General features: G+C 72.2%; 18 protein-coding genes. 12 read left to right on the top strand and 6 right to left on the bottom strand.

Annotated features, from left to right (window positions below; translation table 11 throughout):
* Positions 1–51 precede the first annotated feature (51 nt).
* Both J2S55_RS28155 and J2S55_RS28150 read right to left on the bottom strand, forming a co-directional pair.
* The gene (locus tag J2S55_RS28155; protein ID WP_306867013.1) at positions 52–480 is read right to left on the bottom strand and encodes a DUF3052 domain-containing protein; all 429 of its coding nucleotides are present in this window, start codon (positions 478–480) and stop codon (positions 52–54) included.
* Positions 481–603: 123 nt separating this feature from the next.
* Positions 604–1,011, bottom strand: coding sequence for a secondary thiamine-phosphate synthase enzyme YjbQ (locus J2S55_RS28150; RefSeq protein WP_306867009.1), 408 nt, complete (start codon positions 1,009–1,011; stop codon positions 604–606).
* Between the two features lie 480 nt (positions 1,012–1,491).
* Here J2S55_RS28150 and aceE point away from each other — a divergent pair, with 480 nt between their 5' ends.
* A complete protein-coding gene (aceE, locus tag J2S55_RS28145) occupies positions 1,492–4,239 on the top strand; it encodes a pyruvate dehydrogenase (acetyl-transferring), homodimeric type (RefSeq protein WP_370879706.1) in 2,748 nt (915 codons plus the stop codon).
* A gap of 89 nt (positions 4,240–4,328) precedes the next feature.
* Complete coding sequence (locus J2S55_RS28140; protein WP_306867007.1) at positions 4,329–5,885, top strand: alpha/beta hydrolase; 1,557 nt, start codon at positions 4,329–4,331, stop codon at positions 5,883–5,885.
* A gap of 48 nt (positions 5,886–5,933) precedes the next feature.
* On the opposite strand, the gene J2S55_RS28135 is transcribed toward J2S55_RS28140, so the two are convergent.
* A complete protein-coding gene (locus J2S55_RS28135) occupies positions 5,934–7,733 on the bottom strand; it encodes a bifunctional serine/threonine-protein kinase/glutamate ABC transporter substrate-binding protein (RefSeq protein WP_306867005.1) in 1,800 nt (599 codons plus the stop codon).
* A gap of 166 nt (positions 7,734–7,899) precedes the next feature.
* On the opposite strand from J2S55_RS28135, the gene J2S55_RS28130 reads away from it, so the two are divergent.
* From J2S55_RS28130 to J2S55_RS28105, 6 genes are read left to right on the top strand one after another with little or no spacing between them, the layout of a single operon-like run.
* Entirely contained in the window at positions 7,900–8,403 is a 504-nt protein-coding gene (locus tag J2S55_RS28130) for a hypothetical protein (RefSeq protein WP_306867003.1), read from the top strand.
* Positions 8,400–9,446 carry a peptidoglycan-binding protein gene (locus tag J2S55_RS28125; protein ID WP_306867000.1) on the top strand — a complete coding sequence of 349 codons (1,047 nt, stop codon included), beginning with the start codon at positions 8,400–8,402 and terminating at the stop codon, positions 9,444–9,446. Before J2S55_RS28130 ends, J2S55_RS28125 begins: the two co-directional genes overlap by 4 nt.
* Complete coding sequence (locus J2S55_RS28120) at positions 9,443–10,222, top strand: ABC transporter ATP-binding protein (RefSeq protein WP_306866998.1); 780 nt, start codon at positions 9,443–9,445, stop codon at positions 10,220–10,222. Before J2S55_RS28125 ends, J2S55_RS28120 begins: the two co-directional genes overlap by 4 nt.
* Positions 10,219–11,583, top strand: coding sequence for an ABC transporter permease (locus J2S55_RS28115; RefSeq protein ID WP_306866996.1), 1,365 nt, complete (start codon positions 10,219–10,221; stop codon positions 11,581–11,583). The genes J2S55_RS28120 and J2S55_RS28115 overlap by 4 nt, the downstream gene beginning before the upstream one ends.
* A 49-nt stretch (positions 11,584–11,632) precedes the next feature.
* On the top strand, positions 11,633–12,286 hold the full coding sequence (locus J2S55_RS28110; RefSeq protein WP_306866993.1) for a response regulator transcription factor: 654 nt from the start codon (positions 11,633–11,635) through the stop codon (positions 12,284–12,286).
* Entirely contained in the window at positions 12,283–13,392 is a 1,110-nt protein-coding gene (locus J2S55_RS28105; RefSeq protein ID WP_306866991.1) for a sensor histidine kinase, read from the top strand. The genes J2S55_RS28110 and J2S55_RS28105 overlap by 4 nt, the downstream gene beginning before the upstream one ends.
* A gap of 141 nt (positions 13,393–13,533) precedes the next feature.
* Here J2S55_RS28105 and J2S55_RS28100 read toward each other — a convergent pair whose 3' ends face one another.
* Positions 13,534–15,036 (bottom strand): MFS transporter, encoded by a 1,503-nt coding sequence (locus J2S55_RS28100; RefSeq protein ID WP_306866988.1) that lies wholly within the window; start codon positions 15,034–15,036, stop codon positions 13,534–13,536.
* An 89-nt stretch (positions 15,037–15,125) separates the two neighbouring features.
* On the opposite strand from J2S55_RS28100, the gene J2S55_RS28095 reads away from it, so the two are divergent.
* Positions 15,126–16,289, top strand: a complete 1,164-nt coding sequence (locus J2S55_RS28095) for a LysR family transcriptional regulator (protein ID WP_306866985.1) — start codon at positions 15,126–15,128, stop codon at positions 16,287–16,289.
* A gap of 13 nt (positions 16,290–16,302) precedes the next feature.
* On the opposite strand, the gene J2S55_RS28090 is transcribed toward J2S55_RS28095, so the two are convergent.
* A complete protein-coding gene (locus J2S55_RS28090; RefSeq protein ID WP_306875597.1) occupies positions 16,303–17,571 on the bottom strand; it encodes an amidohydrolase family protein in 1,269 nt (422 codons plus the stop codon).
* 82 nt (positions 17,572–17,653) lie between these two features.
* On the opposite strand from J2S55_RS28090, the gene J2S55_RS28085 reads away from it, so the two are divergent.
* Positions 17,654–18,187 (top strand): MarR family winged helix-turn-helix transcriptional regulator, encoded by a 534-nt coding sequence (locus J2S55_RS28085; RefSeq protein WP_306866982.1) that lies wholly within the window; start codon positions 17,654–17,656, stop codon positions 18,185–18,187.
* Positions 18,188–18,209: 22 nt separating this feature from the next.
* Here J2S55_RS28085 and J2S55_RS28080 read toward each other — a convergent pair whose 3' ends face one another.
* On the bottom strand, positions 18,210–18,998 hold the full coding sequence (locus J2S55_RS28080) for a helix-turn-helix transcriptional regulator (RefSeq protein ID WP_306866979.1): 789 nt from the start codon (positions 18,996–18,998) through the stop codon (positions 18,210–18,212).
* Positions 18,999–19,113: 115 nt separating this feature from the next.
* On the opposite strand from J2S55_RS28080, the gene J2S55_RS28075 reads away from it, so the two are divergent.
* Together J2S55_RS28075 and J2S55_RS28070 are read left to right on the top strand one after the other, a co-directional pair.
* On the top strand, positions 19,114–19,542 hold the full coding sequence (locus tag J2S55_RS28075) for a hypothetical protein (RefSeq protein WP_306866976.1): 429 nt from the start codon (positions 19,114–19,116) through the stop codon (positions 19,540–19,542).
* 10 nt (positions 19,543–19,552) lie between these two features.
* Complete coding sequence (locus J2S55_RS28070; protein WP_306866973.1) at positions 19,553–20,713, top strand: glutathionylspermidine synthase family protein; 1,161 nt, start codon at positions 19,553–19,555, stop codon at positions 20,711–20,713.
* The last annotated feature ends 6 nt before the right edge of the window (positions 20,714–20,719 follow it).

Below are 20,719 nucleotides of genomic sequence, written 5' to 3'. Positions count from 1 at the left end.
GTCATCATCCTGCCGTACGGCTCGCGCGAGCCGTACGGCAGGGCGGGACCCTCAGCGGCGCGCCCGAGGCGTGGCCAGCCTCGTCCCCGACCAGTCGGGGGCGGCACTGATGCTGCTGGTCTGCGACAGACCCGCCGTCGTGGAGTCTTCCCCGATGTCGCTCGGCTCCACGTGCCCCTCCCGCCCCGCCTTGGGGGTGAGCAGCCAGATCTGGCCCCCCTCGCTCAGGTTGGTCAACACGCCGCTCAGGGCGTCGAACAGATCACCGTCGCCGTCGCGCCACCACAGCAGCACGATGTCGACGACGTCTTCGAAGTCCTCATCGACCAGTTCGTTGCCGGTCAGTTCCTCGATGGAGTCGCGCAGATCGTCATCGGCGTCCTCGTCCCATCCGATCTCCTGCACCACCTGACCCGGCTTGAGACCGAGTCGTTCGGCCAGGCTGCGTTCGCCCTGCGCCTGACCCGCGGTCGCGCTCACGTTTGTCCCTCCTGCTTGAATGGCCCCGCGATTACACGGTGCTCAAAGTGCTTCGGCACAGTCCACACGCTGTGACCCTTAGTCGTCAACGGTCGCCACGGCAACGACTGGGCTACGTATGAATTAGTCCGACAAAAATGACAAACGGACCTGGCGTTCCCGATTGTCGATGTTGAGATCCACAACGGCGATGGACTGCCAGGTGCCCAGCGCGAGCCGCCCGGCCAGGACCGGGACGGTTGCGTACGGAGGAATGAGAGCCGGCATGACATGCGACCGTCCATGCCCTCTGGATCCGTGCGCATGCCTCCATCTCTCGTCGGCCGGAAGCAGGTCCTGCAAGGCCGCGATCAGGTCGTCGTCACTGCCCGAGCCGAGCTCGATCAGCGCGATCCCCGCGGTCGCGTGCGGCACGAAGACGTTCAGCAGACCATCTCCTCCGCACGACCGGACGAAGCTCTCGCACTCGGAGGTGATGTCGTGCACCCGCTCGCGGGAACCCGTTACCACCTCGATTGTCTGAGATCTCACATACCCGATCCTACGATCCATCCTGAGCTGGGACGACGACCACGCGCGGTCCGTGTGCCGCGGGATGGGCCGCACCCGTCGCCGGAGCGCGCCGCGCACCCGGGCGGACCGGCCGCCACCCGCGTCGACGGCCTTTCTTCACCAGGCTCTTCACCAGGCGCGGAACCGGCACGGAACCAGCGAGAAACCAGGCACGGAACCAGCGAGAAACCGGGCATGGACCGGCCGCGTACAGGGGTTCCCGGAGCCGCGCGGATCAGCCCCCCAGAAGCCCTTGACCCGGGCCTCCAGAAAAAGGGGAGATGGATGTAACCTTTGGTGGCAATTCGTCCTACCATCGGTGGTCTAGGCCACATCTACCCCCCTGCCAGCAGGGACTTCCTGGTTACCGGTCAGTAGAGATGCACTTTCCGGGGTAAGAGACCAGGATGGAAGACGACCTACACCAGACAAAAGTCCATCCTCGGAAGGCGAGACCCAGTGGCTTCCGGACGCCAGCGTTTCTCGGTCATCAGCGACGGCCTACCCAGCCAGCTCCCTGATGTCGACCCCAGCGAGACCCAGGAGTGGCTCGAGTCGCTCGACAACGTCATCAAGACGGAAGGTCGCACTCGGGCCCGTTATTTGATGCTTCGCCTGTTGGAGCGGGCCCGCGAACACCAGGTCGGGGTCCCCGGCCTGCGCAGCACCGACTACATCAATACCATCCCCCCGGAGCGAGAGCCCTGGTTCCCTGGCGACGAATACGTCGAGCGCCGGATCCGCGCCTACATCCGGTGGAACGCGGCCGTCATGGTGACCCGGGCCAACGCCCGCACCAACGTCGGCGGCCACATCGCGACCTACGCCTCGGCCGCGTCACTCTACGAGGTGGGCTTCAACCACTTCTTCCGCGGCAAGGACCACGGCGAGTCCGGCGACCAGGTCTTCATCCAGGGCCACGCCGCGCCGGGCATCTACGCCAGGGCGTTCCTGGAGGGCCGCCTCAACGAGGGCCAGCTCGACGCCTTCCGGCAGGAGCTGTCGCACGGCTTCAAGGGCCTGCCCTCCTACCCGCACCCGCGCCTGATGCCGGACTTCTGGGAGTTCCCCACGGTCTCCATGGGCCTCGGCCCGATCGGCGCGATCTACCAGGCCCGGTTCAACCGCTACCTGCTGAACCGGAAGATCAAGGACACCAGCCGCAGCCACGTCTGGTGTTACCTCGGCGACGGCGAGATGGACGAGCCGGAGTCGCTCGGCGCGATCGGCCTGGCCGCCCGCGAGGAGCTCGACAACCTCACCTTCGTCATCAACTGCAACCTGCAGCGCCTCGACGGCCCCGTGCGCGGCAACGGCAAGATCATCCAGGAGCTGGAGTCCTACTTCCGGGGCGCCGGCTGGAACGTCATCAAGGTCGTCTGGGGCCGCGACTGGGACCCGCTGCTGGCGGCCGACGTCGACGGCGTGCTGGTCAACAAGATGAACACCGTCCCCGACGGTCAGTTCCAGACCTACTCCGTCGAGAGCGGCGAATACATCCGCGAGAACTTCTTCGGCGGCGACCCGCGTCTGCGCAAGATGGTCGAGCACCTGTCGGACGAGGACATCCGCAAGCTGTCGCGCGGCGGCCACGACTACCGCAAGGTCTACGCGGCCTACAAGGCGGCCCGCGAGCACGTCGGCCAGCCGACGGTCATCCTCGCCCAGACCATCAAGGGCTGGACGCTGGGCAAGGACTTCGAGGCGCGCAACGCGACGCACCAGATGAAGAAGATGTCCAAGGCCGACCTCAAGGAGTTCCGCGACCGGCTCTACCTGCCGATCCCCGACTCCGCGCTCGAGGGCGACCTGCCGCCCTACTTCCACCCGGGCGAGAACGACCCCGAGATCGAATACATGAAGGAGCGCCGCGCGGCCCTGGGCGGCTTCCTGCCCAAGCGCGTGGTCCGCGCCAAGCCGGTCAAGCTCCCCGGCGACGCCGCCTTCGCGCAGCTCAAGAAGGGCTCCGGCAAGCAGAACGTCGCCACCACCATGGCGTTCGTCCGCCTGCTGAAGGACCTCATGCGCGACAAGGAGATCGGCCACCGGTTCGTGCCGATCATCCCGGACGAGGCCCGCACCTTCGGTCTCGACGCGATCTTCCCGACCGCCAAGATCTACTCGCCGCACGGCCAGACCTACGACGCCGTGGACCGCGAGCTGCTGCTGTCCTACAAGGAGTCGACCGAGGGTCAGATCCTGCACGAGGGCATCAGCGAGTCGGGCTCGATGGCCTCGACGATCGCGGTGGGCTCGGCGTACGCCACGCACGGCGAGCACATGATCCCGATCTACATCTTCTACTCGATGTTCGGCTGGCAGCGCACCGCCGACCAGATGTGGCAGCTCGCCGACCAGATGGGCCGGGGCTTCCTGCTCGGCGCCACCGCCGGCCGCACCACCCTGAACGGTGAGGGCCTGCAGCACGAGGACGGTCACACCCCGCTGATCGCCTCGACGAACCCGGCGGCGGTCTCCTACGACCCGTCGTGGGGCTTCGAGGTGGCCCACATCATCAAGGACGGCCTGCGGAGGATGTACGGCGAGCAGCCGGAGAACGTCTTCTACTACCTGACCGTCTACAACGAGCCCTACCCGCAGCCGGCCGAGCCCGCCGACCTGGACGTGGAGGGCCTGCTCAAGGGCCTTTACCGGTTCGCCGCGGCGCCGGCCGCCGCGGGCCCGAAGGCCAACATCCTGGTATCGGGCGTGGCCGGTCCGTGGGCCATGGAGGCCCAGCGGATGCTGGCCGAGGAGTGGGGCGTGGCGGCCGAGGTGTGGTCGGCCACCTCCTGGGCGGAGCTGCGCCGCGAGGCGCTGGCCGCCGAGGAGCACAACATGCTCAACCCCGACGCCGAGCAGCGCGTGCCGTACGTGACCCAGGCGCTGTCGGCGGCCCAGGGGCCGTTCGTGGGCGTCAGCGACTACATGCGCGCGGTCCAGGACCAGATCGCCCAGTGGGTGCCGGGTGACTGGACCTCGCTCGGCACCGACGGCTTCGGCCTGTCGGACACCCGGTCGGCGCTGCGCCGCCACTTCCACGTGGACGCGGCCTCGATCACGCTCGCCGTGCTCACCCAGCTCGTCAAGCGGGGCGAGCTCGACTCCAGGGTGCTGAACGACGCGATCGCCAAGTACCACCTCAAGAACGGCGTCACCGAGGCAGGCGGCGCCGAGAGCAACGACACGCAGTCCATGGGGCTGTGATCCCTGCCGGGCGGGTCCCTTCTTTGGAAGGCCCCGCCCGGTTAGTGTTGAATCGCTTCCCCCGGCGAACGATCCGAGGGGAGCACCACGTGCGAAAAGTCTTGACGGCCGCCACCGTGACGGCGGTCCTGTCCACAGCGCTGACCGCCTGCAGCGGCGGCACCGCGGCGGACGGCCACCGCGCCTCCGGCGCCCCCCAGGCACCGGCCTCCGCCCACAACGCGGCCGGGACGTCGGACCCGATCGCCTGGGGCCCGTGCACCGACATCGAGCGCCCCGGCGGGCAGGCTCCGGCCAAACCCGACCCCAACCTGCAGTGCGGCAAGCTCAAGGTCCCCCTCGACTACGCCAGACCGGACGGCGAGACGCTGGAGATGGCCGTGATCAGGGTCAGGGCCACCAACCCCGGCGAGCGGATCGGCTCCCTGGTCTTCAACTTCGGAGGTCCCGGCGGGTCCGGCGTCGACACCCTGGCCCAGGCCGTCAAGGTCTTCAGCACCCTGCGCACCCGCTACGACCTGGTCAGCTTCGACCCGCGCGGGGTGGAGCGCAGCGCCGGCGTCAAGTGCGGCGACAGCAAGGTGATGGACCGGTTCACCTCGATGGACAGCGTGGCCACCACCCCGGCGGAGCGGGCCGCGATGGACAAGATCATCAAGGAGTTCGCCACCGCCTGTGAGCAGACCTCCGGCAAGGTCCTGCCCTACGTCGGCACGGTGAACGCCGCCCAGGACATGGACCGGCTCCGCGCGGCGCTGGGTGACAGGCAGCTCAACTACTTCGGCATCTCGTACGGCACGCAGCTCGGCGCGGTCTACGCGACGAAGTTCGCCAAGAACGTGGGGCGTTTCGTGCTGGACGCCCCGCTCGACCCCAGCGTCACCCTGAAGCAGCGCACGCTGGTGCAGACCTCCGGGTTCCAGCAGGCCTACGAGTCCTTCCTGAAGGACTGCGTCAAGGACCGGGGCCAGTGCGAGCTCGGCGCCGACGCGACCATCGCCAACAAGAACGTCGATAACTTCCTGGACGAGCTGGACAACCGGCCGCTGCCGGTGGGCAACCGCTCACTCACCCAGGGCCTGGCCAGCACCGGCGTCGCCGCCGCGCTGTATTCCAACCTGACCTGGCCGCTGCTGGAGCAGGCCCTGGCCCAGGGGTTCAAGGGCGACGGCCGGCTCCTGCTGTCGCTGGCCGACAGCTACAACGGCCGCAGGCCCGACGGGTCCTACTCGACCCTGATGAGCAGTTTCCCGGCCATCAGCTGCGCGGACACCGCCGAACGGCCGACCTCCGAGGAGCTGGTCAAGGTGGAGGCCGCGGCGTTGAAGATCTCGCCGCTGTTCGGCAGCGCGGGGCTGGGGATCATCTGCCGGGCATGGCCGGTCCCGGGCAGCGACGAGGCCAGGAAGGTCAACGCCACCGGCTCCGCGCCGATCGTGGTGGTCGGCGGCACGGGCGACCCCGCCACGCCGTACGAGTGGGCGCCGAAGATGACCTCGGAGCTCACGACCGGCGTGCTGGTCACCTACAAGGGCGAGGGCCACGGCGCCTACCTGTCGGGCGACGCGTGCGTGAAGAAGGTCATCGACGGCTACCTGCTCGGCGGGAGGACTCCCGCCAAGGGCACGACCTGTCCCGCGTCCTGACCGGTGGGGGCGGTCCCGCCGGGCGGGGCCGCCCGGCGGCCTGCCCCGCTACCGGCAGGTCTCCAGCTCGGGCAGCTCGGTCTCGAAGCGGAAGCCGACCCTGCCGAAGTGACGTTCGAGCAGCGTCCGCATGGTCCCGTCGGCGTACATGGACCCGATCGCCGCGTTGATCGCCCGGCAGGCCCCGGGGTCGCCGGCTCTCAGCGCCACGCCGTACCGCTCGGCGGTGAGCCGGATCCCGGCGATCTTGAGTCCCGCTCCGCGCAGCCGGGCGCCGAACCCGGCGATCAGCACGTCGTCGCCGGGCAGGGCGTCGGCACTGCCGTCGGCCACCCGGGTGGCGCACTTGGAGGTGTCGGCGTCGCGGACGGCGACGAACCTGACGCCCCTGTCCCTGATCAGGGAGCTGGTGGTCTGGCCGGAGGCCAGGCAGAGCCGCTTGCCGCGCAGGTGCTCGACCTTGGAGATCTTGGTGCCCGCCCGGACGAGCACGTCGCGGTGGGCCAGGTAGTACGGTCCGGCGAAGGCGACCCGGCCGCGGTCGGCGCTGTCGATCGAGAGGTTGGCGACCACGAGGTCCACCTTGCCCCGCTCGACCGCCGCCTCCCGGGCGGCGTAGCCCACGGGCACATACCTGACCCTGCCCTCGGGCACCTTCAGGGCCCTGGCGATGTATTCGGCCACGTCGATCTCGAACCCGGTGGGCGGCGCGCCCAGCGAGACGCCGGGGAGGCCGTCGCGGTAGCCGACCCTGAGCACGCCGCCGGCCCTGATCCGGTCGAGCAGGGGCGAGCCGGTGGAGGCCGTCGGGGCCGGGGTGGAGGCGGCCGGGCTCGGTGAGGCGGCGGCGCCCCAGCCGGAGATGGGGCCGGACTGGACGGCCACGAAGGCGGCCGCCGCGCCGAGGACCACGGCCACGGCGGCGGCGACGGTCCGGCGGCGGCGCCGGGCCGGGGTCCGCCGCTCCACCCGGGTCAGGTCGACCGTGGCGGCCTGGACGCCCTCGGCCAGCACCTCCTCGGAGACCTGGGCCTCGTCCACCGGATGGCCGAGCAGGCGTTTGAGCACCTCGTCGGCGGTGGGCCGGAGCCGCTGGTCCTTGTTCAGGCAGGCGGCGACGGTCGGGCGCAGGTCCTCGGGGAGGGCGCTCAGGTCGGCTTCGTGGTTGATGACGCGGTTGAGCGTCGCCACGATCGTGTCACCGCCGAAGGGCGCCTTGCCGGTGGCGGTGAAGACCATGGTCGAGGCCCAGGCGAACACGTCGGCGGGCAGGCCGACACGCTCCTCGGCGATCTGCTCGGGGGCCATGTAGGCCGGGGTCCCGACCGCGCGGGTGGTGATCGTCCCGCTCTCGTCGATGATCTTCGCGATGCCGAAGTCGACGACCCGGGGGCCGTCCGCGGCCAGCAGCACGTTGTCCGGTTTCAGATCGCGGTGGGCGATCCCGGCGTGGTGGATCGCGGTCAGCGCGGTGGCCGTGCCGATGGCGAGCCGGCTGAGCGCGTCGCCGCTCAGCGGTCCGTCGCGCTCGACCACCTGGCGCAGCGAGGGCCCGTCGATCAGCTCGCTCGCGATGTAGGGCGTCTCGCCGTCGAGGTCGGCGGCGAGGACCCGGGCGGTGCAGAACGCCTCCACCCGCCGGGCCGCGGCGAGCTCGCGCGCGAAGCGGGAGCGCGCGTGGGCCTCGCCGGTGAAGCGCACGTGCAGCAGCTTGATGGCGGCGCGTCCCCCGTCGGCGGACTCCCCGAGGTAGACGACCCCCTGACCGCCCTCCCCCAGCCTGCCCTGGAGCGTGTAGTCCCCCAACTGCGGCGGGTCCCCGGGCCGCAGCGGTCTGATCTCCGGCATCGCCGACCCCTCGTATGCACCGCTTTGCCCAAGCATTACACATCGGAAGGGGGAAGATCGCCCGCTCCCGCCACGGCCCCGGGGATAAAGACCGGTTAAACGGATCCGCTTAAAGAGTGTTTAACAGGGTTCTCGCAATATCTGTGGCGACAGGGAGGGAATCGCGATGAGAACAGTTCTGGTGGTAGCGGCGATCGTCTCGGCCGCCGCGGTGAGCGGGTGCGGGCAGAGCCCTGAGACCGGGATCGCCTCCGCGGGAGGCGCCACGTCCTCGGCCGCCCCGGCGGCACCGGCCCAGCCGGACGGGCTGAGGTTCGCCCGGTGCATGCGGGAGAACGGCGTCGACATGCCCGACCCGGAGCCGGGCAGCGACGCCGTGACGCTCCGCGGGGAGGTCGACAAGGACAGTCTGGACAGGGCGTCCAAGGCCTGCGAGAAATACGGTCCAGCCGGTCAGAAGAAGAGGGCGGCGGCCGACCCCGCGGTCCAGAACGCCTTGCTGAAGTACGCCCGCTGCATGCGGGAGAACGGCATCGACATGAAGGATCCCGACTTTTCCGATGGAAGGGTTCGTTTAGCCGGAAATAGGATGAATCTCAACTCTCCTGAGACCGAGAAGGCGATGGAGATCTGCCGCGAGCACCTGCCCGGATCGGGGAAGCGGCCTTGAGACACGGCAGGGTCATCGCCGGGGCCGCCGGGGCCGTCCTGCTCGCCGGCGGCGGCGTGGCGGCGCTCACGCTGACCGGCCGGCAGGACGCCCCCGCCGCGGCCTCCGCCGCCCCCGTGGCGACCGCCGAGATCACCCGCTCCGACCTGGCCGACGCCGAGGCCGTCGACGGCACGCTCGGCTACTCGGGCCGCCGCAGGCTGCCCAACCACGCGGACGGCACGGTCACCAGGGTCAGGGAGCAGGGGTCCACGGTGGGGCGCGGCGGCTGGCTCTACCGGGTGGACGGCAGGCCGGTGATCCTGATGTACGGCGACATCCCGATGTACCGCACGCTGTCCTCCGGTTCCAGCGGCAAGGACGTCGAGCAGCTGGAGCGCAACCTCAAGGCCCTCGGCCACGACCCCGGCACGGTGGACGGCGACTTCTCCTGGCTGACCGCGCGGGCCGTACGGCGGTGGCAGGACGCCGCGGGCCTGGCGGAGACCGGGTCGGTCGACGCGGCCCAGGTCGTGGTCGCCTCCGGGAGGCTGCGGATCGCCGAGGTCACCGCGGAGCCCGGGACCGCCGCGGGCCGGTCGGTGGTGACCACGACCAGCACCCGCCGGATCGTCCACATCGACCTCGACTCGGCCGACCAGCAGCTCGCCAGGATCGGCGCCCCGGTGACGGTGGAGCTGCCCGGCGGCGGCCCGGCCAGGGGCCGGATCACCTCGGTCGGCACGGTCGCCGAGCCCGAGATGGACGGCGGCCGGCCGACCGGCGCCTCCACGATCGACCTTGAGGTCACCCTGGCCGACCCCCGGAAGCTCGGCCGCCTCGACCAGGCCCCCGTCACGGTGAACCTCCGCGGCGAGCACCGCCGGGACGTGCTCTCCGTCCCGGTCGAGGCGCTGCTGGCCCTCCGCGAGGGCGGCTACGGCCTGCGCCTGGCCGATCACCGCACCGTCGCGGTCGAGACCGGCCTGTACGCCTCCGGCCGCGTCGAGGTGTCCGGCGCCGGTCTCGCCGAGGGCATGAAGGTCGAGGTGCCGCAGTCATGAGCCACCGGCCCGACCCCACCTCCGACCCCGCGGGCACCACCGGCCCGCCCGCCCCGGTGATCGAGCTGTCGGGGGCGGAGAAGATCTATCCCGGCGGGGTGCGCGCGCTGCGCGGCGTGGACCTGAGTGTCCTCCCCGGCGAACTCGTGGCGATCGTCGGCCCCTCCGGGTCGGGGAAGTCGACCATGCTGCACCTGATCGGCACCCTCGACCGCCCCTCCGCCGGGACCGTCCGCATCGCCGGGCACGACGTGGGGGCGCTGTCGGACCGGCAGCTGTCGGCGCTGCGCGCCCGGCGCATCGGGTTCGTCTTCCAGCAGTTCCATCTGGCCGCCGGGGTCGCCGCGCTCGACAACGTCGCCGACGGCATGCTGTACGGCGGAGCCCCACGCCGGGAGCGGCGGGAACGGGCCGCCGAGGCGCTCAGGCGGGTCGGCCTCGGCCACCGGCTGGGGCACCGGCCCGGCGAGCTGTCCGGCGGGGAGCGCCAGCGGGTCGCGGTGGCCAGGGCCGTGGCCGGCGAGCCGTCGCTGCTGCTGGCCGACGAGCCGACCGGCAACCTCGACACCGCCTCCGGCCACGCCGTGCTGACGATCCTGCGCGAGCTCAACGCCTCCGGCACCACCGTGGCGATCATCACCCACGACGACGAGGTGGCCGCGGCCGCCCCGCGCCGGGTCAGGCTGCGCGACGGCCTGATCGTCACCGACGAGAGGACCGACATCGACGCGGGCGGGAAGACCGGCGGCGGGGCGCACCCGGGGGGCACGGCATGAACCGGACACGGCACGTACCGGAGGACAGACGACCCGGCCCGGACGCCCCCGGGCGGGAGCGGCCCGGCCCGGCGCACGCCGTACCCGAGTACGGACGGAGCGACGCCGCACCCGAGTACGGACGGCACGACGCCACGCTTGGACATGAGCGGCCCGGCCCGGCGCGCACCGCACCGGATCTGGTCCCCGGCCGGCTCGGCTGGGCGGACCTGCTGCGGGTGGGCGGCTCCGGGCTGAGGACCCGGCCGGGCCGGGTGCTGCTGTCGGCGCTGGGCATCGCGATCGGCATCGCGACCATGGTGGCGGTCGTCGGGATCTCCTCCTCCAGCAAGGCCCAACTGCTCGACGAGCTCGACCGGCTCGGCACCGACCTGCTCACCGTCACCGCCGGGCGGACCGTGCTCGGGGGCAGTGCCGAGCTGCCGGAGGAGGCGGTCGCCATGGCCGCCCGGATCGGGCCGGTGACCGGCGCCGCCGCCACCGGTGACACCGGCGAGCACGTCTGGCGGACCGACATGGTGCCGCGGGAGCAGACCGGGGGGCTCGGGGTCCGGGCGGCCTCGCCCGGCCTGCTCACCACGCTCCAGACCCGCGTCGAGCGGGGCGTCTGGCTCAACCGGGCGACCGGGGCGCAGCGCGCGGTGGTCCTGGGGTCGGTGGCGGCCCAGCGGCTCGGCGTGCGGGAGGTGGGGGACCAGGTGTGGATCGGCGGGCGGTGGTGGACGGTCACCGGCGTGCTGGCCGCCTCCCCGCTGGCACCGGAGATCGACCGGTCGGTGCTCGTCGGGTCCGAGGCCGCCGGGCGATACCTGGACTTCGACGGCCACCCCACCACGCTCTACATCCGCTCCTCCGACGCCGCGGTGGGCGAGGTGCGCCAGGTGCTGCCCAGGACCGTGAACCCGGAGCACCCCGAGGAGGTCGAGGTCAGCAGGCCCTCCGACGGGCTCGTCGCGAAGGCCGCGGCCGCGGGGGCGTTCACGGACCTGCTGCTCGGCGTCGGCGCGATGGCGCTGCTGGTCGGCGGGGTCGGCGTGGCCAACACCATGGTCATCTCGGTGCTGGAACGCCGCGGGGAGATCGGCCTGCGCCGCTCGCTCGGCGCCACCCGGGGCCAGGTGCGCGGCCAGTTCCTCACCGAGTCGCTGCTCCTGTCGGGCATGGGCGGCGCCGCGGGGGTGGCGCTGGGGGCGCTGGTCACCGTCGGGTACGCCGCCGTGCGGGACCTGCCCGCCGTGGTCCCGCTCTGGGCCATGGCCGGTGGCCTGGCGGCGCCCCTGCTGGTGGGGACGGTCGCCGGGATCTATCCCGCGATGCGGGCGGCCCGCATGTCCCCCACCCTCGCCCTCACCACGCCCTGAGGGATGGTGCTTATCCGATGTTTACCCCTGGACGGGCAGGATTGCGATCATGCGAGTGCTCATCGTGGAGGACGAGCGGGTGCTCGCCGACGTCGTGGCGACCGGTCTGCGCCGGGAGACCATGGCCGTGGACGTGGTCCACGACGGGGACGCGGCGCTGGAACGGGCCGCCGTCAACGACTACGACGTGATCGTGCTGGACCGGGACCTGCCCGTGCTCCACGGCGACGAGGTCTGCCGCCGCCTGGTCTCCGCCCGGATCCCGGCCAGGATCATCATGCTGACCGCCGCCGGGGACCTCGGGTCGAAGGTGGAGGGCCTGTCGATCGGCGCCGACGACTACCTGCCCAAGCCCTTCGACTTCCCCGAGCTGGTGGCCCGGCTGCGCGCGCTGGCCCGCCGGACCCCCCAGATGGTGCCGCCGGTGCTCAACCGGTCGGGCATCACCCTCGACCCGGGCCGTCACGAGGTCTTCCGCGACGGCCGGTACGTGGCGCTGAGCCCCAAGGAGTTCGCGGTGCTGGAGATCCTGATGCGCGCCGAGGGCACCGTGGTCAGCGCCGAGGACCTGCTGGAGAAGGCCTGGGACGAGAACATCAACTACTTCACCAACTCGGTGCGGGTCACGGTGATGACCCTGCGCAGGAAGCTCGGCGACCCGCCGGTGGTGGAGACGGTGACCGGCCTGGGATACCGGCTGTGAGCTCGCGGCGGATCTCGGTACGGCTCCGCCTGACCCTGGTCTACGGCAGCCTGTTCTCCGCCGCGGGCCTCGTGCTCGTGCTGGCCAACTACTTCGTCGTACGGCAGATGCTCCACCAGCCCGTCAGGGTGACGCCCCGGGAGGCCGTCGCCGTACCGCTCCCCCGGGACGGCGACCTCCTGCGGACCTTCACCGACGCCAAGGGCCAGTACCGCGACAGCGTGATGGCCTCGATGGTCCAGTGGTCGCTGCTGGCCACCGTGATCGTCGGGGTGACGGGGCTGGCCGTCGGGTGGATCGTGGCCCGCCGGGCGCTGGCCCCGCTGCACACGATGACCGAGGCGGCCCGCCGCCTGTCGGAGAGCACCCTGCACGAGCGGATCGCCCTGGACGGCCCCCGCGACGAGCTCCGCGACCTGGCCGACACCTTCGACTCCATGCTGGAACGCCTCGACCACGCCTTCGACAGCCAGCGCCGCTTCGTCGCCAACGCCTCCCACGAGCTGCGCACCCCGCTGGCCATCAACCGGGCGCTGGTGCAGGTCTCCATGACCGATCCCGGCCTTCCCGCGGAGATCAGGGCCGTCGGCGCCGAGCTGCTGGCCGCCGGCGCCCGCCAGGAACGGCTCATCGAGGGGCTGCTCCTGCTGGCCCAGAGCGAGCGGGAGCTGACCGAGCGCCGCCCGGTGGACCTGGCCGAACTCGCCGGGAGCGCGCTGGCCTCCGTGCCGGAGGCCACGGCGGACCTGAGCCCGGCCCCGGCGACCGGTGATCCGGTGCTGCTGGGACAGATGATCGGCAACCTGCTCGACAACGCGGTGAAGTACAACGACGGGCGCGCCCTGGTCACCGTCCGCACCGGCCGGGACCGGCGAGGGAGCGTCGTCACCGTGGAGAACACCGGCCGCGTCGTCCCCGCCGACCGGATCGAGGAGCTCTTCGAACCGTTCCGCCGCCTCGACCGCGACCGGACCGGCTCGACCGCCGGCGCGGGTCTCGGCCTGTCGATCGTCCGGGCGGTCGCCCGGGCCCACCGCGGCTCGGTGGAGGCCGTGCCGCGTCCGGGCGGCGGCCTGACCGTCACCGTACGGCTGGCGCCGGGATGAGCGCACCGTACGGCCGGCGCCGGGGATGAGCGCACCGTACGGCCGGCGCCGGGGATGAGCGCACCGTACGGCCGGCGCCGGGGATGAGCGCACCGTACGGCCGGCGCCGGGGATGAGCGCACCGTACGGCCGGCGGGGACGTCAGGAGGGCTCCGCGGCCCGCGTCCGCGCGCCGGCGTCCCGAGCGGGCCGCACGGTCACCGACACCAGCAGGGCGGCCAGGAGCAGCACGCCCGCCGCGGCGTAGAAGGCCCACTGGTAGCCGCTGACGGCGGCCGCCGGGGAGGACTGCCCGGCCTCCAGCGCCGTGCCGGTGCGGCCTATCGCGACCGCGGTGAAGACGGCCAGGCCGAGGGCGCTGCCCAACTGCTGCATGGTCGTCTGCACCCCCGAGCCGAGCCCCGCGTCGTCGTCGGTCACCCCGTGCAGGGCCGCGTTCTGCAGCGCGGGGAAGGCGGTCCCCAGCCCCGCGGCGATCATCACCATGGCGGGCAGCACGTCGGCGGCGTAGCCGCTGGTGACCGACATGCGCACGGCCACGTACAACATCCCGGCGGCGCTGAGGACGAGGCCGGCGCCGATGGTGCCCGTGGTGCCCAGCTTGGCGGTGAGCGCAGTCGAGGCCGCCAGGCCGGCGAGGAAGGCCACACAGAAGGGCAGGTAGGCCAGCCCCGTGGCCAGCGGCTGGTAGCCGAGGACGTTCTGCATGTAGAGGGTGAGCAGGAACATGGTCGCCGCCATGCCGCTGGTCAGCGTGATCGTCGCCAGGTTCGCCGACAGGCGGACGCGGCTGGCCAGGAAACGCGGCGGCACCAGCGGCGCGGCGCTCCTCGTCTCCACCACGGCGGAGGCGGCCAGCGCGGCCAGCCCGGCGCCCAGGGGCAGCAGCACGACCGGGGCGCCCCAGCCGTTGCGGCCGGCCGCGAGCAGGCCGGAGATGAGCGCGATCAGGCCGCCGGTGACGAGCACCGCGCCCGCCCAGTCCACCCTGCGCCCGCCGGCGCCGGGCCGCGCGTCCACCAGCCGGGGGGCGAGCAGCAGCGCGACCGCGGCGACCGGCAGGTTGACGAAGAAGACCCAGCGCCAGCCGGCCAGCTCCGTCAGCGCCCCCGACAGCAGCACCCCGGCCGTGGCGCCCAGCCCGCTCAGCCCTCCCCAGATCGCCAGGGCACGGGCCCGCTCGCGGCCGTCGGGGAACATCAGCACGATCATCGACAGGGCGGCCGGCGCCGCCAGCGCCTCCCCGAGCCCCTGCCCGAACCGGCCGGCCACCAGCATGCCGGTGCTCCCCGCGACACCGCTGGCCAGCGACGCCAGCGCGAACACCGCGGTGCCGGCGAGGAACACGCGGCGCCGTCCCCACAGGTCGGCCAGCCGCCCGCCGAGCAGCAGCAGCCCGCCCGCGGTCACGACGTAGGCGTTGACCACCCAGGCCAGGCCCTCCGTCGACGCCCCCAGATCCCGCTGCACCGAGGGCAGCGCGATGTTCACGATCGAGCTGTCCACGGTGAACATGAACTGCACCAGGGCCAGCACCGCCAGCGCGCGCCAGCGACGTGGATCCGGCGCGGCCGCCGTGCCGTCCGGGTCTGCCGCGCCGTCCAGGTCTTGAGCCGGTCCGCGGGACCGGAGGTCCTCATCCATGTGATCCACTCAACCGCCTGGTGTCCCAGGGCGTCCAACAACAACTCGCCTCCTTGACAAGCAGTTCTTGTCACTGCAGCTTGTTGGGGATGGATCTCGACCTGCGCCAGCTCCAGGCCTTCGTCACGACCTCCGAGGAGCTGCACTTCGGCCGGGCCGCGGGCCGGCTGTTCCTCACCCAGCAGGCCCTGTCCCACCGCATCCGGCGTCTGGAGGCGACGCTGGGCGGGCCGCTGTTCGTGCGCGGCCATCACGTCGTCGAGCTGACCGATCTCGGACGGCGGCTGCTGCCCCTGTCGCGGCAGGCCCTGGCCGTCGCCGACGAGATCGTGGCCGCGGCGCAGCTCGATCAGCAGCCGCTGCGGCTCGACACCTTCCGCCCGATCGCCGCCTCCTCGCTGCTCCGCCAGCTGATCGTGGATCTGGGCGACCTGCCGCTGGAGCTGAGCACCCGGCACAGCCTGGGCACCGCCCTGTCGGCACTGCGGCGCGCCGAGATCGACGTGGCCTTCGGGCGGGTGCACGGCCTGCCCCACCCCTGGCCCGACGGCCTGGCCCACCGGCTGCTGCGGCTGGAGCCCCTCCACGCGCTGATGTCGCGGCGCCACCCGCTGGCGGCGCGGCCCACGCTGCGCCCGGCCGACCTGCGCCCCCACGGGATCTGGACGCCCGCCCTCGCGGGCGCCACCGAGCTGGACGGCTATCTGCGCGCGCTCGGCGACCACTTCGGCATCCCCCTGACCATCGGACCGGCGGTCGCCACCCTCGACCAGGTGGTGGCGCAGATCCACGCGCACCCCGACCGCGTTTGGCTGATCGACGCCGACGTCCAGACCGCCCGGCTCCCGGCCACGGCGCTGGTCCCGCTGGCCGGTCCCACCCCGCTCTATCCCTGGTCGCTGGTCTGGCGGCGCGACAACCGCCATCCGCTCCTCAGCCGGATGCTGGACACCGCCGACGCGACGGCCCGGCGGGAGGGGTGGCTGCACTACGAGCCCGGCCGGCACTGGCTGCCGGCCGAAGACCGCGCCGCCGCCACCGCCACCGCCGACGCATCCGCGCCCGTACCAGGACCAGGACCAGGACCAGGACCAGGATCCGGACCGGAACCAGGAGCGGGAGCGGAACCGAGACCAGGAGCGGGACCAGGACCCGGAGCGGAGCTGGGCCCCGGAGCGGAACCAGGGCCGGAACCAGGAGCGGGACCCGGAGCGGGAACGGGAGCGGGGTCCGGCCAGGGCGCCGGCCGGTGACCGCCGGCCGGCGTCAGCGCCGGGCCGCCGCCGGGGCCCCGGCAGCCGCGCCGATCCGCGCGGCCGAGCGGGAGGCGAGGTCGAGGGCCCGGCGCACGTCCGCGTGGACGAGCCGGCCCGCCCGCTTCACGATCCGGCCGGCGACGATCACGGTGTCCACGTTGCTCGTGTCGGCGCAGGTCACCACCGCGCCGATCGGGTCGTGCACCGGCGCGAGGTTGAGGGCGTCGGCGCGGAGCAGGACGAGGTCCGCCTGCTTGCCCGGCCGCAGCGACCCGATCCGGTCCTCCAGGCCGAGGACCCGCGCCCCCTCGACCGTCGCCATCCGCAGCACCTCGCCCGTGGTCAGCGATCCGCCCTGGACCCGCTCGGCGGCGAAGGCGGCGCGCATGACGGCGAACAGGTCACCCGGCGCGTCGGTGACGGTGTCGACGCCGAGCCCCGTCGGGATCCCGAACTCGCGGAACCTGCCGGTCTCCGGGTGCCCGTGCCCCATCTGCGACTCCACGACGGGGGCGACCGAGGCGGTGCCGCCGCTGCCGGCGATGAGCCTCATGGCCTCGTCGGTGAAGCCGTTGCCGTGCACGAACATCACGTCGGGCCCGAGCAGCCCGCTCCGGTGCAGCCGCTCGACCGCCCCGGTCCCGGTCGCGTGCAGGCTGATCGGGAACCCGAGCTCACGGGCCAGCCGCCAGTCGGCCTCGGCCGCGCCGACCGAGCCGTAGACCGGTCCCCACGCCGCCAGAGCCGGGGTCACCAGGCCGGACAGGCCCAGCGATGCGACCCTGCGTACCTCTCCCTCACGGCGTGCGGCGTCGTCGCTGCCCGGATGCGCGTAGGCGAAGACGGCGCGGATCCCCGAATCGCGCAGGGCGTCGATCGCGGCGTCGGTGTGCGCCGGGGTGAGCTGGATGTGCGACCAGTCGTAGAGCGTGGTGACACCGGCGTTGAGCGCCTCCAGCGCGCCCCACAGGTTGGCGGCGTAGACGTCCTCGGCCTGGAAGGCGGGGGCGAGCCGGCCCAGGACGAGGCTGAGGTAGTCGCCCAGCGTCGTGTCGGCCGCGATGGAGCGGAGCACGCTCTGCCACAGGTGGCGGTGGGTGTCCACGAAGCCGGGCAGCACGATCCGGCCGGCCGCGTCGACGACCTCGACGCCGTCGAGCGCGGCGCCGAGCCCGGGGCCCACCGCGGCGATCACGCCGTCCTCGATGAGCACGTCCGCCCCCGGCAGGACATGTGGTTCCGGATCGGTGTCGATCACGGTTCCGTCGGTGATGAGCATGCGCACGGGAGATCCTCTTTCAGAAAAGCAATCAATAAAGCTTTTCTGAAAGCTATCAGGGGCGAGGGATATCCTCAATCCCATGGGACGGCGAGACACCACGCGGCGCGACCACGTCGACGAGATGATGGAGGGGTGGCGGGCCGAGCTCCCCGAGGCCGCCACCGTCCAGCTGGAGATCATCAAGCGCACCGGCCGGCTGAAGGCCCTCGTCGAGGAGACCACCCAGGCCGTGCTCGGCGAGTACGGCCTGACCTACGCCGAGTTCGACGTCCTGGCGACACTGCGCCGGGCCGGAGCCCCCTACCGCCTCAAGCCCAGCCGGCTGGCCTCCCGCTCCTCGCTCACGACGGGCGGCACGAGCAACATCCTGCAGCGGCTCACCACCGCCGGACTCGTCGAGCGCGAGCCCGACCCCGCCGACGGCCGCAGCTCCTGGGTCCGCCTGACGCCCGCGGGCGCCCGGCGGGCCGAGGAGCTCGCCCTGGCCACGACCGAGGCCCACGGGGAGCTGCTCGCCGGCGTCCCGCAGGAGACCGCCCGGGCACTGGCCGACCTGCTGCGCGAGGTGCTCCTCGCCCTCGGCGACCGGCCGGCCCCCTCCCGCCGGGGCTGAGCGCGCGGCCGCGCGGGCGGGCTCAGCCGGTTTCCGGAGTGCCCGTGATCACCTGGGGGAGCTGCGGGGCGAAGCGCTCCGGCGGATGCTCGGGCGAGGACTCGTCGGTCTCCTCCGCCCAGCCGATGCGGTCGAGACGGAAGACCCTCGCGTCCTGCCGGAGGCGGCACATGCCCACGAGATACCAGTGGCCGCCGCGCCCGCCCACGAAGATCGCCGGCTCCACCTCACGCGTGGTGACCCGGCCCTTGTGGTCCTCGTATCGGATCCGCAGCACCCTGCGGTGGAGCAGTGCCTGCCCGATCACGCGCGAGACCCGGGGGTAGGGCTCCGGCTCGACGGCGGCGTGCACCCGGACGGCCGGCCCCCCGGCCCCGGCGCTCTCGACATCCTCGGCGCTCTCGACGTCCCCAGCCCCGGTGCTCTCGACGTCCCCGGCGCTCTCGATGCTCTCGACGTCCTCGGCGCTCTCGGCGGGCGACATCGCGGCGACCAGCTTGCGCAGAGCGCTGCGGGCGTGGTGGGCCGAGGGGTCGCCCCCCGCGCGCTCGAGCGCCGCGACGACCGCCGCCGCCTCGGCCGGGGTGAGGTCGAGCGGCGGCAGGGACATGCTCTCGCCGAGGGCGTAGCCGCCGCGCCTGCCCGGCTCGGCGTATATCGGCACCCCCGACCGCTGGAGCGCGGAGATGTCGCGCTCGACGGTGCGGACGCTCACCTCGAACCCGGCGGCGAGCTCCCGCGCCGACCGGGAACGGGGCGAGATCGCGCGGAGCTCCTCGACCAGGGCGTAAAGCCGATCCGTACGGTTCACACTTGCGACGTTACGCGGCGATACCGACACTCCAGATGAGAGGCAATCCCTTTGCCGTAGTTGAACAGACAAAACAGCATCGATAGCCTGTGCCGACACATCTCATTGGAGTTCGATGGCCGCAGGACCGAAACACCCACTGGCAGCAGGACAGCGTCCTCCGCACGAGCCCGCCTCCTCCGGCTCGAAGGCCACCAAGGTCATCACGCTCACCGGCATCGGTGTCGTCTCGCTGCTCCTCATCGGCTACTGCGCGGCCCAGGACGACTACGAAGAGGTCGGCGCCGACTGCGTGGATCTCAACAGCTACCAGCCGGACGGCTCCTACACGGTCGTGGACGAGGATTACTGCGACGACGACCACGTCCACTACTCCGGCTCCCGCGGCGCCTACGGCTGGTACTACGGAGGTGTGCGGTCCGGGGCGCGGATCCTGCAGGGCACCACCGTGCGCCCCTCGGACGTCAGGATCACAAGCCGTAACGGCACCGTGATCCAGCGCGGCGGCTTCGGCGGCCGCGGCGGCTGGGGCAGCGGGAGCTGAGCCCGGGCAGATGCGACGCGAAACCTCGCTCCCCCGGGACGGCTGGGAGAGCATCATCGAAGGCCACGGTCTGGCCTACCACCGTTCGGCCCACCCCGACGGCCTCGCCCGCCCCTACTGGGACGAGGGCGTGCAGTACGTCTTCTCCATGGACGAGGTCCTCGACCTGGAGAACCAGGTCGAGGAGCTGCACCGGATGTGCCTGCACGCGGTGGAGCACGTCATCGAGCACGGCCGCTACGCCGACTTCGCCGTCCCCGAATGGGTGGCGCCGGAGATCGCCCGCTCCTGGGAGCGGAGCGACCCCCACCTGTTCGGCCGCTTCGACCTGCGCTACGACGGAAGCGGCCCCGCCAAGCTGCTGGAGTACAACGCCGACACCCCGACCAGCCTGCTGGAGAGCTCGGTCGTGCAGTGGTTCTGGCTGCGCGACCGCTACCCCGACGACGACCAGTGGAACTCCATCCACGAGCGGCTGATCGACCGGTGGCAGCAGATAGCGGCCGGTCTGCCCACCGGGCCGGCGCACTTCGCCTGGACCAACATGGACGAGACCGGCGAGGAGGCGATGACCCTCGCCTACCTCCAGGAGACCGCCGACCAGGCCGGGCTGAAGACGGTCGCGGTGGCCATGGAGGACATCGGCTGGGACAGCCTCAACCTGCGGTTCGTGGACATGGAGCGCCGGGTGATCCGCTCGCTGTGCAAGCTGTACCCGTGGGAGTGGGCGGTGGCCGACCCGTTCGGCGACCGGGCGGTGCGCCAGCAGGTCTCGATGACCTGGATCGAGCCGCTGTGGAAGATGCTGCTGTCCAACAAGGCGCTGCTCGCGGTGCTCTGGGAGCTGTATCCCGGGCATCCGAACCTGCTGCCGGCCTACCTCGACGGCCCCCGGGACATGCCCTCCTACATCGCGAAACCGCTGCTCGGCCGGGAGGGCGCGAGCATGCGGATCATCACCCCCGGCGACCGGGTCGAGACCTCCGGCGGCTACGGCGCCGAAGGGCACGTCTACCAGGAGTTCCAGGCGCTGCCCGTCTTCGACGGCTGGCGTCCCGTGCTCGGCGCCTGGGTCGTACACGACGAGGCGGCCGGGGTCGGCATCCGTGAGACCTCAGGGTTCATCACCGACGACACGTCGTCCTTCGTCCCGCACCGCATCGAACTCTGAACCCTG

The sequence above is a fragment of the Streptosporangium brasiliense genome, assembly GCF_030811595.1.
Classification (GTDB): domain Bacteria; phylum Actinomycetota; class Actinomycetes; order Streptosporangiales; family Streptosporangiaceae; genus Streptosporangium; species Streptosporangium brasiliense.
The sequence above is the reverse complement of the archived record's forward strand: the minus strand, read 5'-3'. Positions and strand labels throughout refer to the sequence as shown.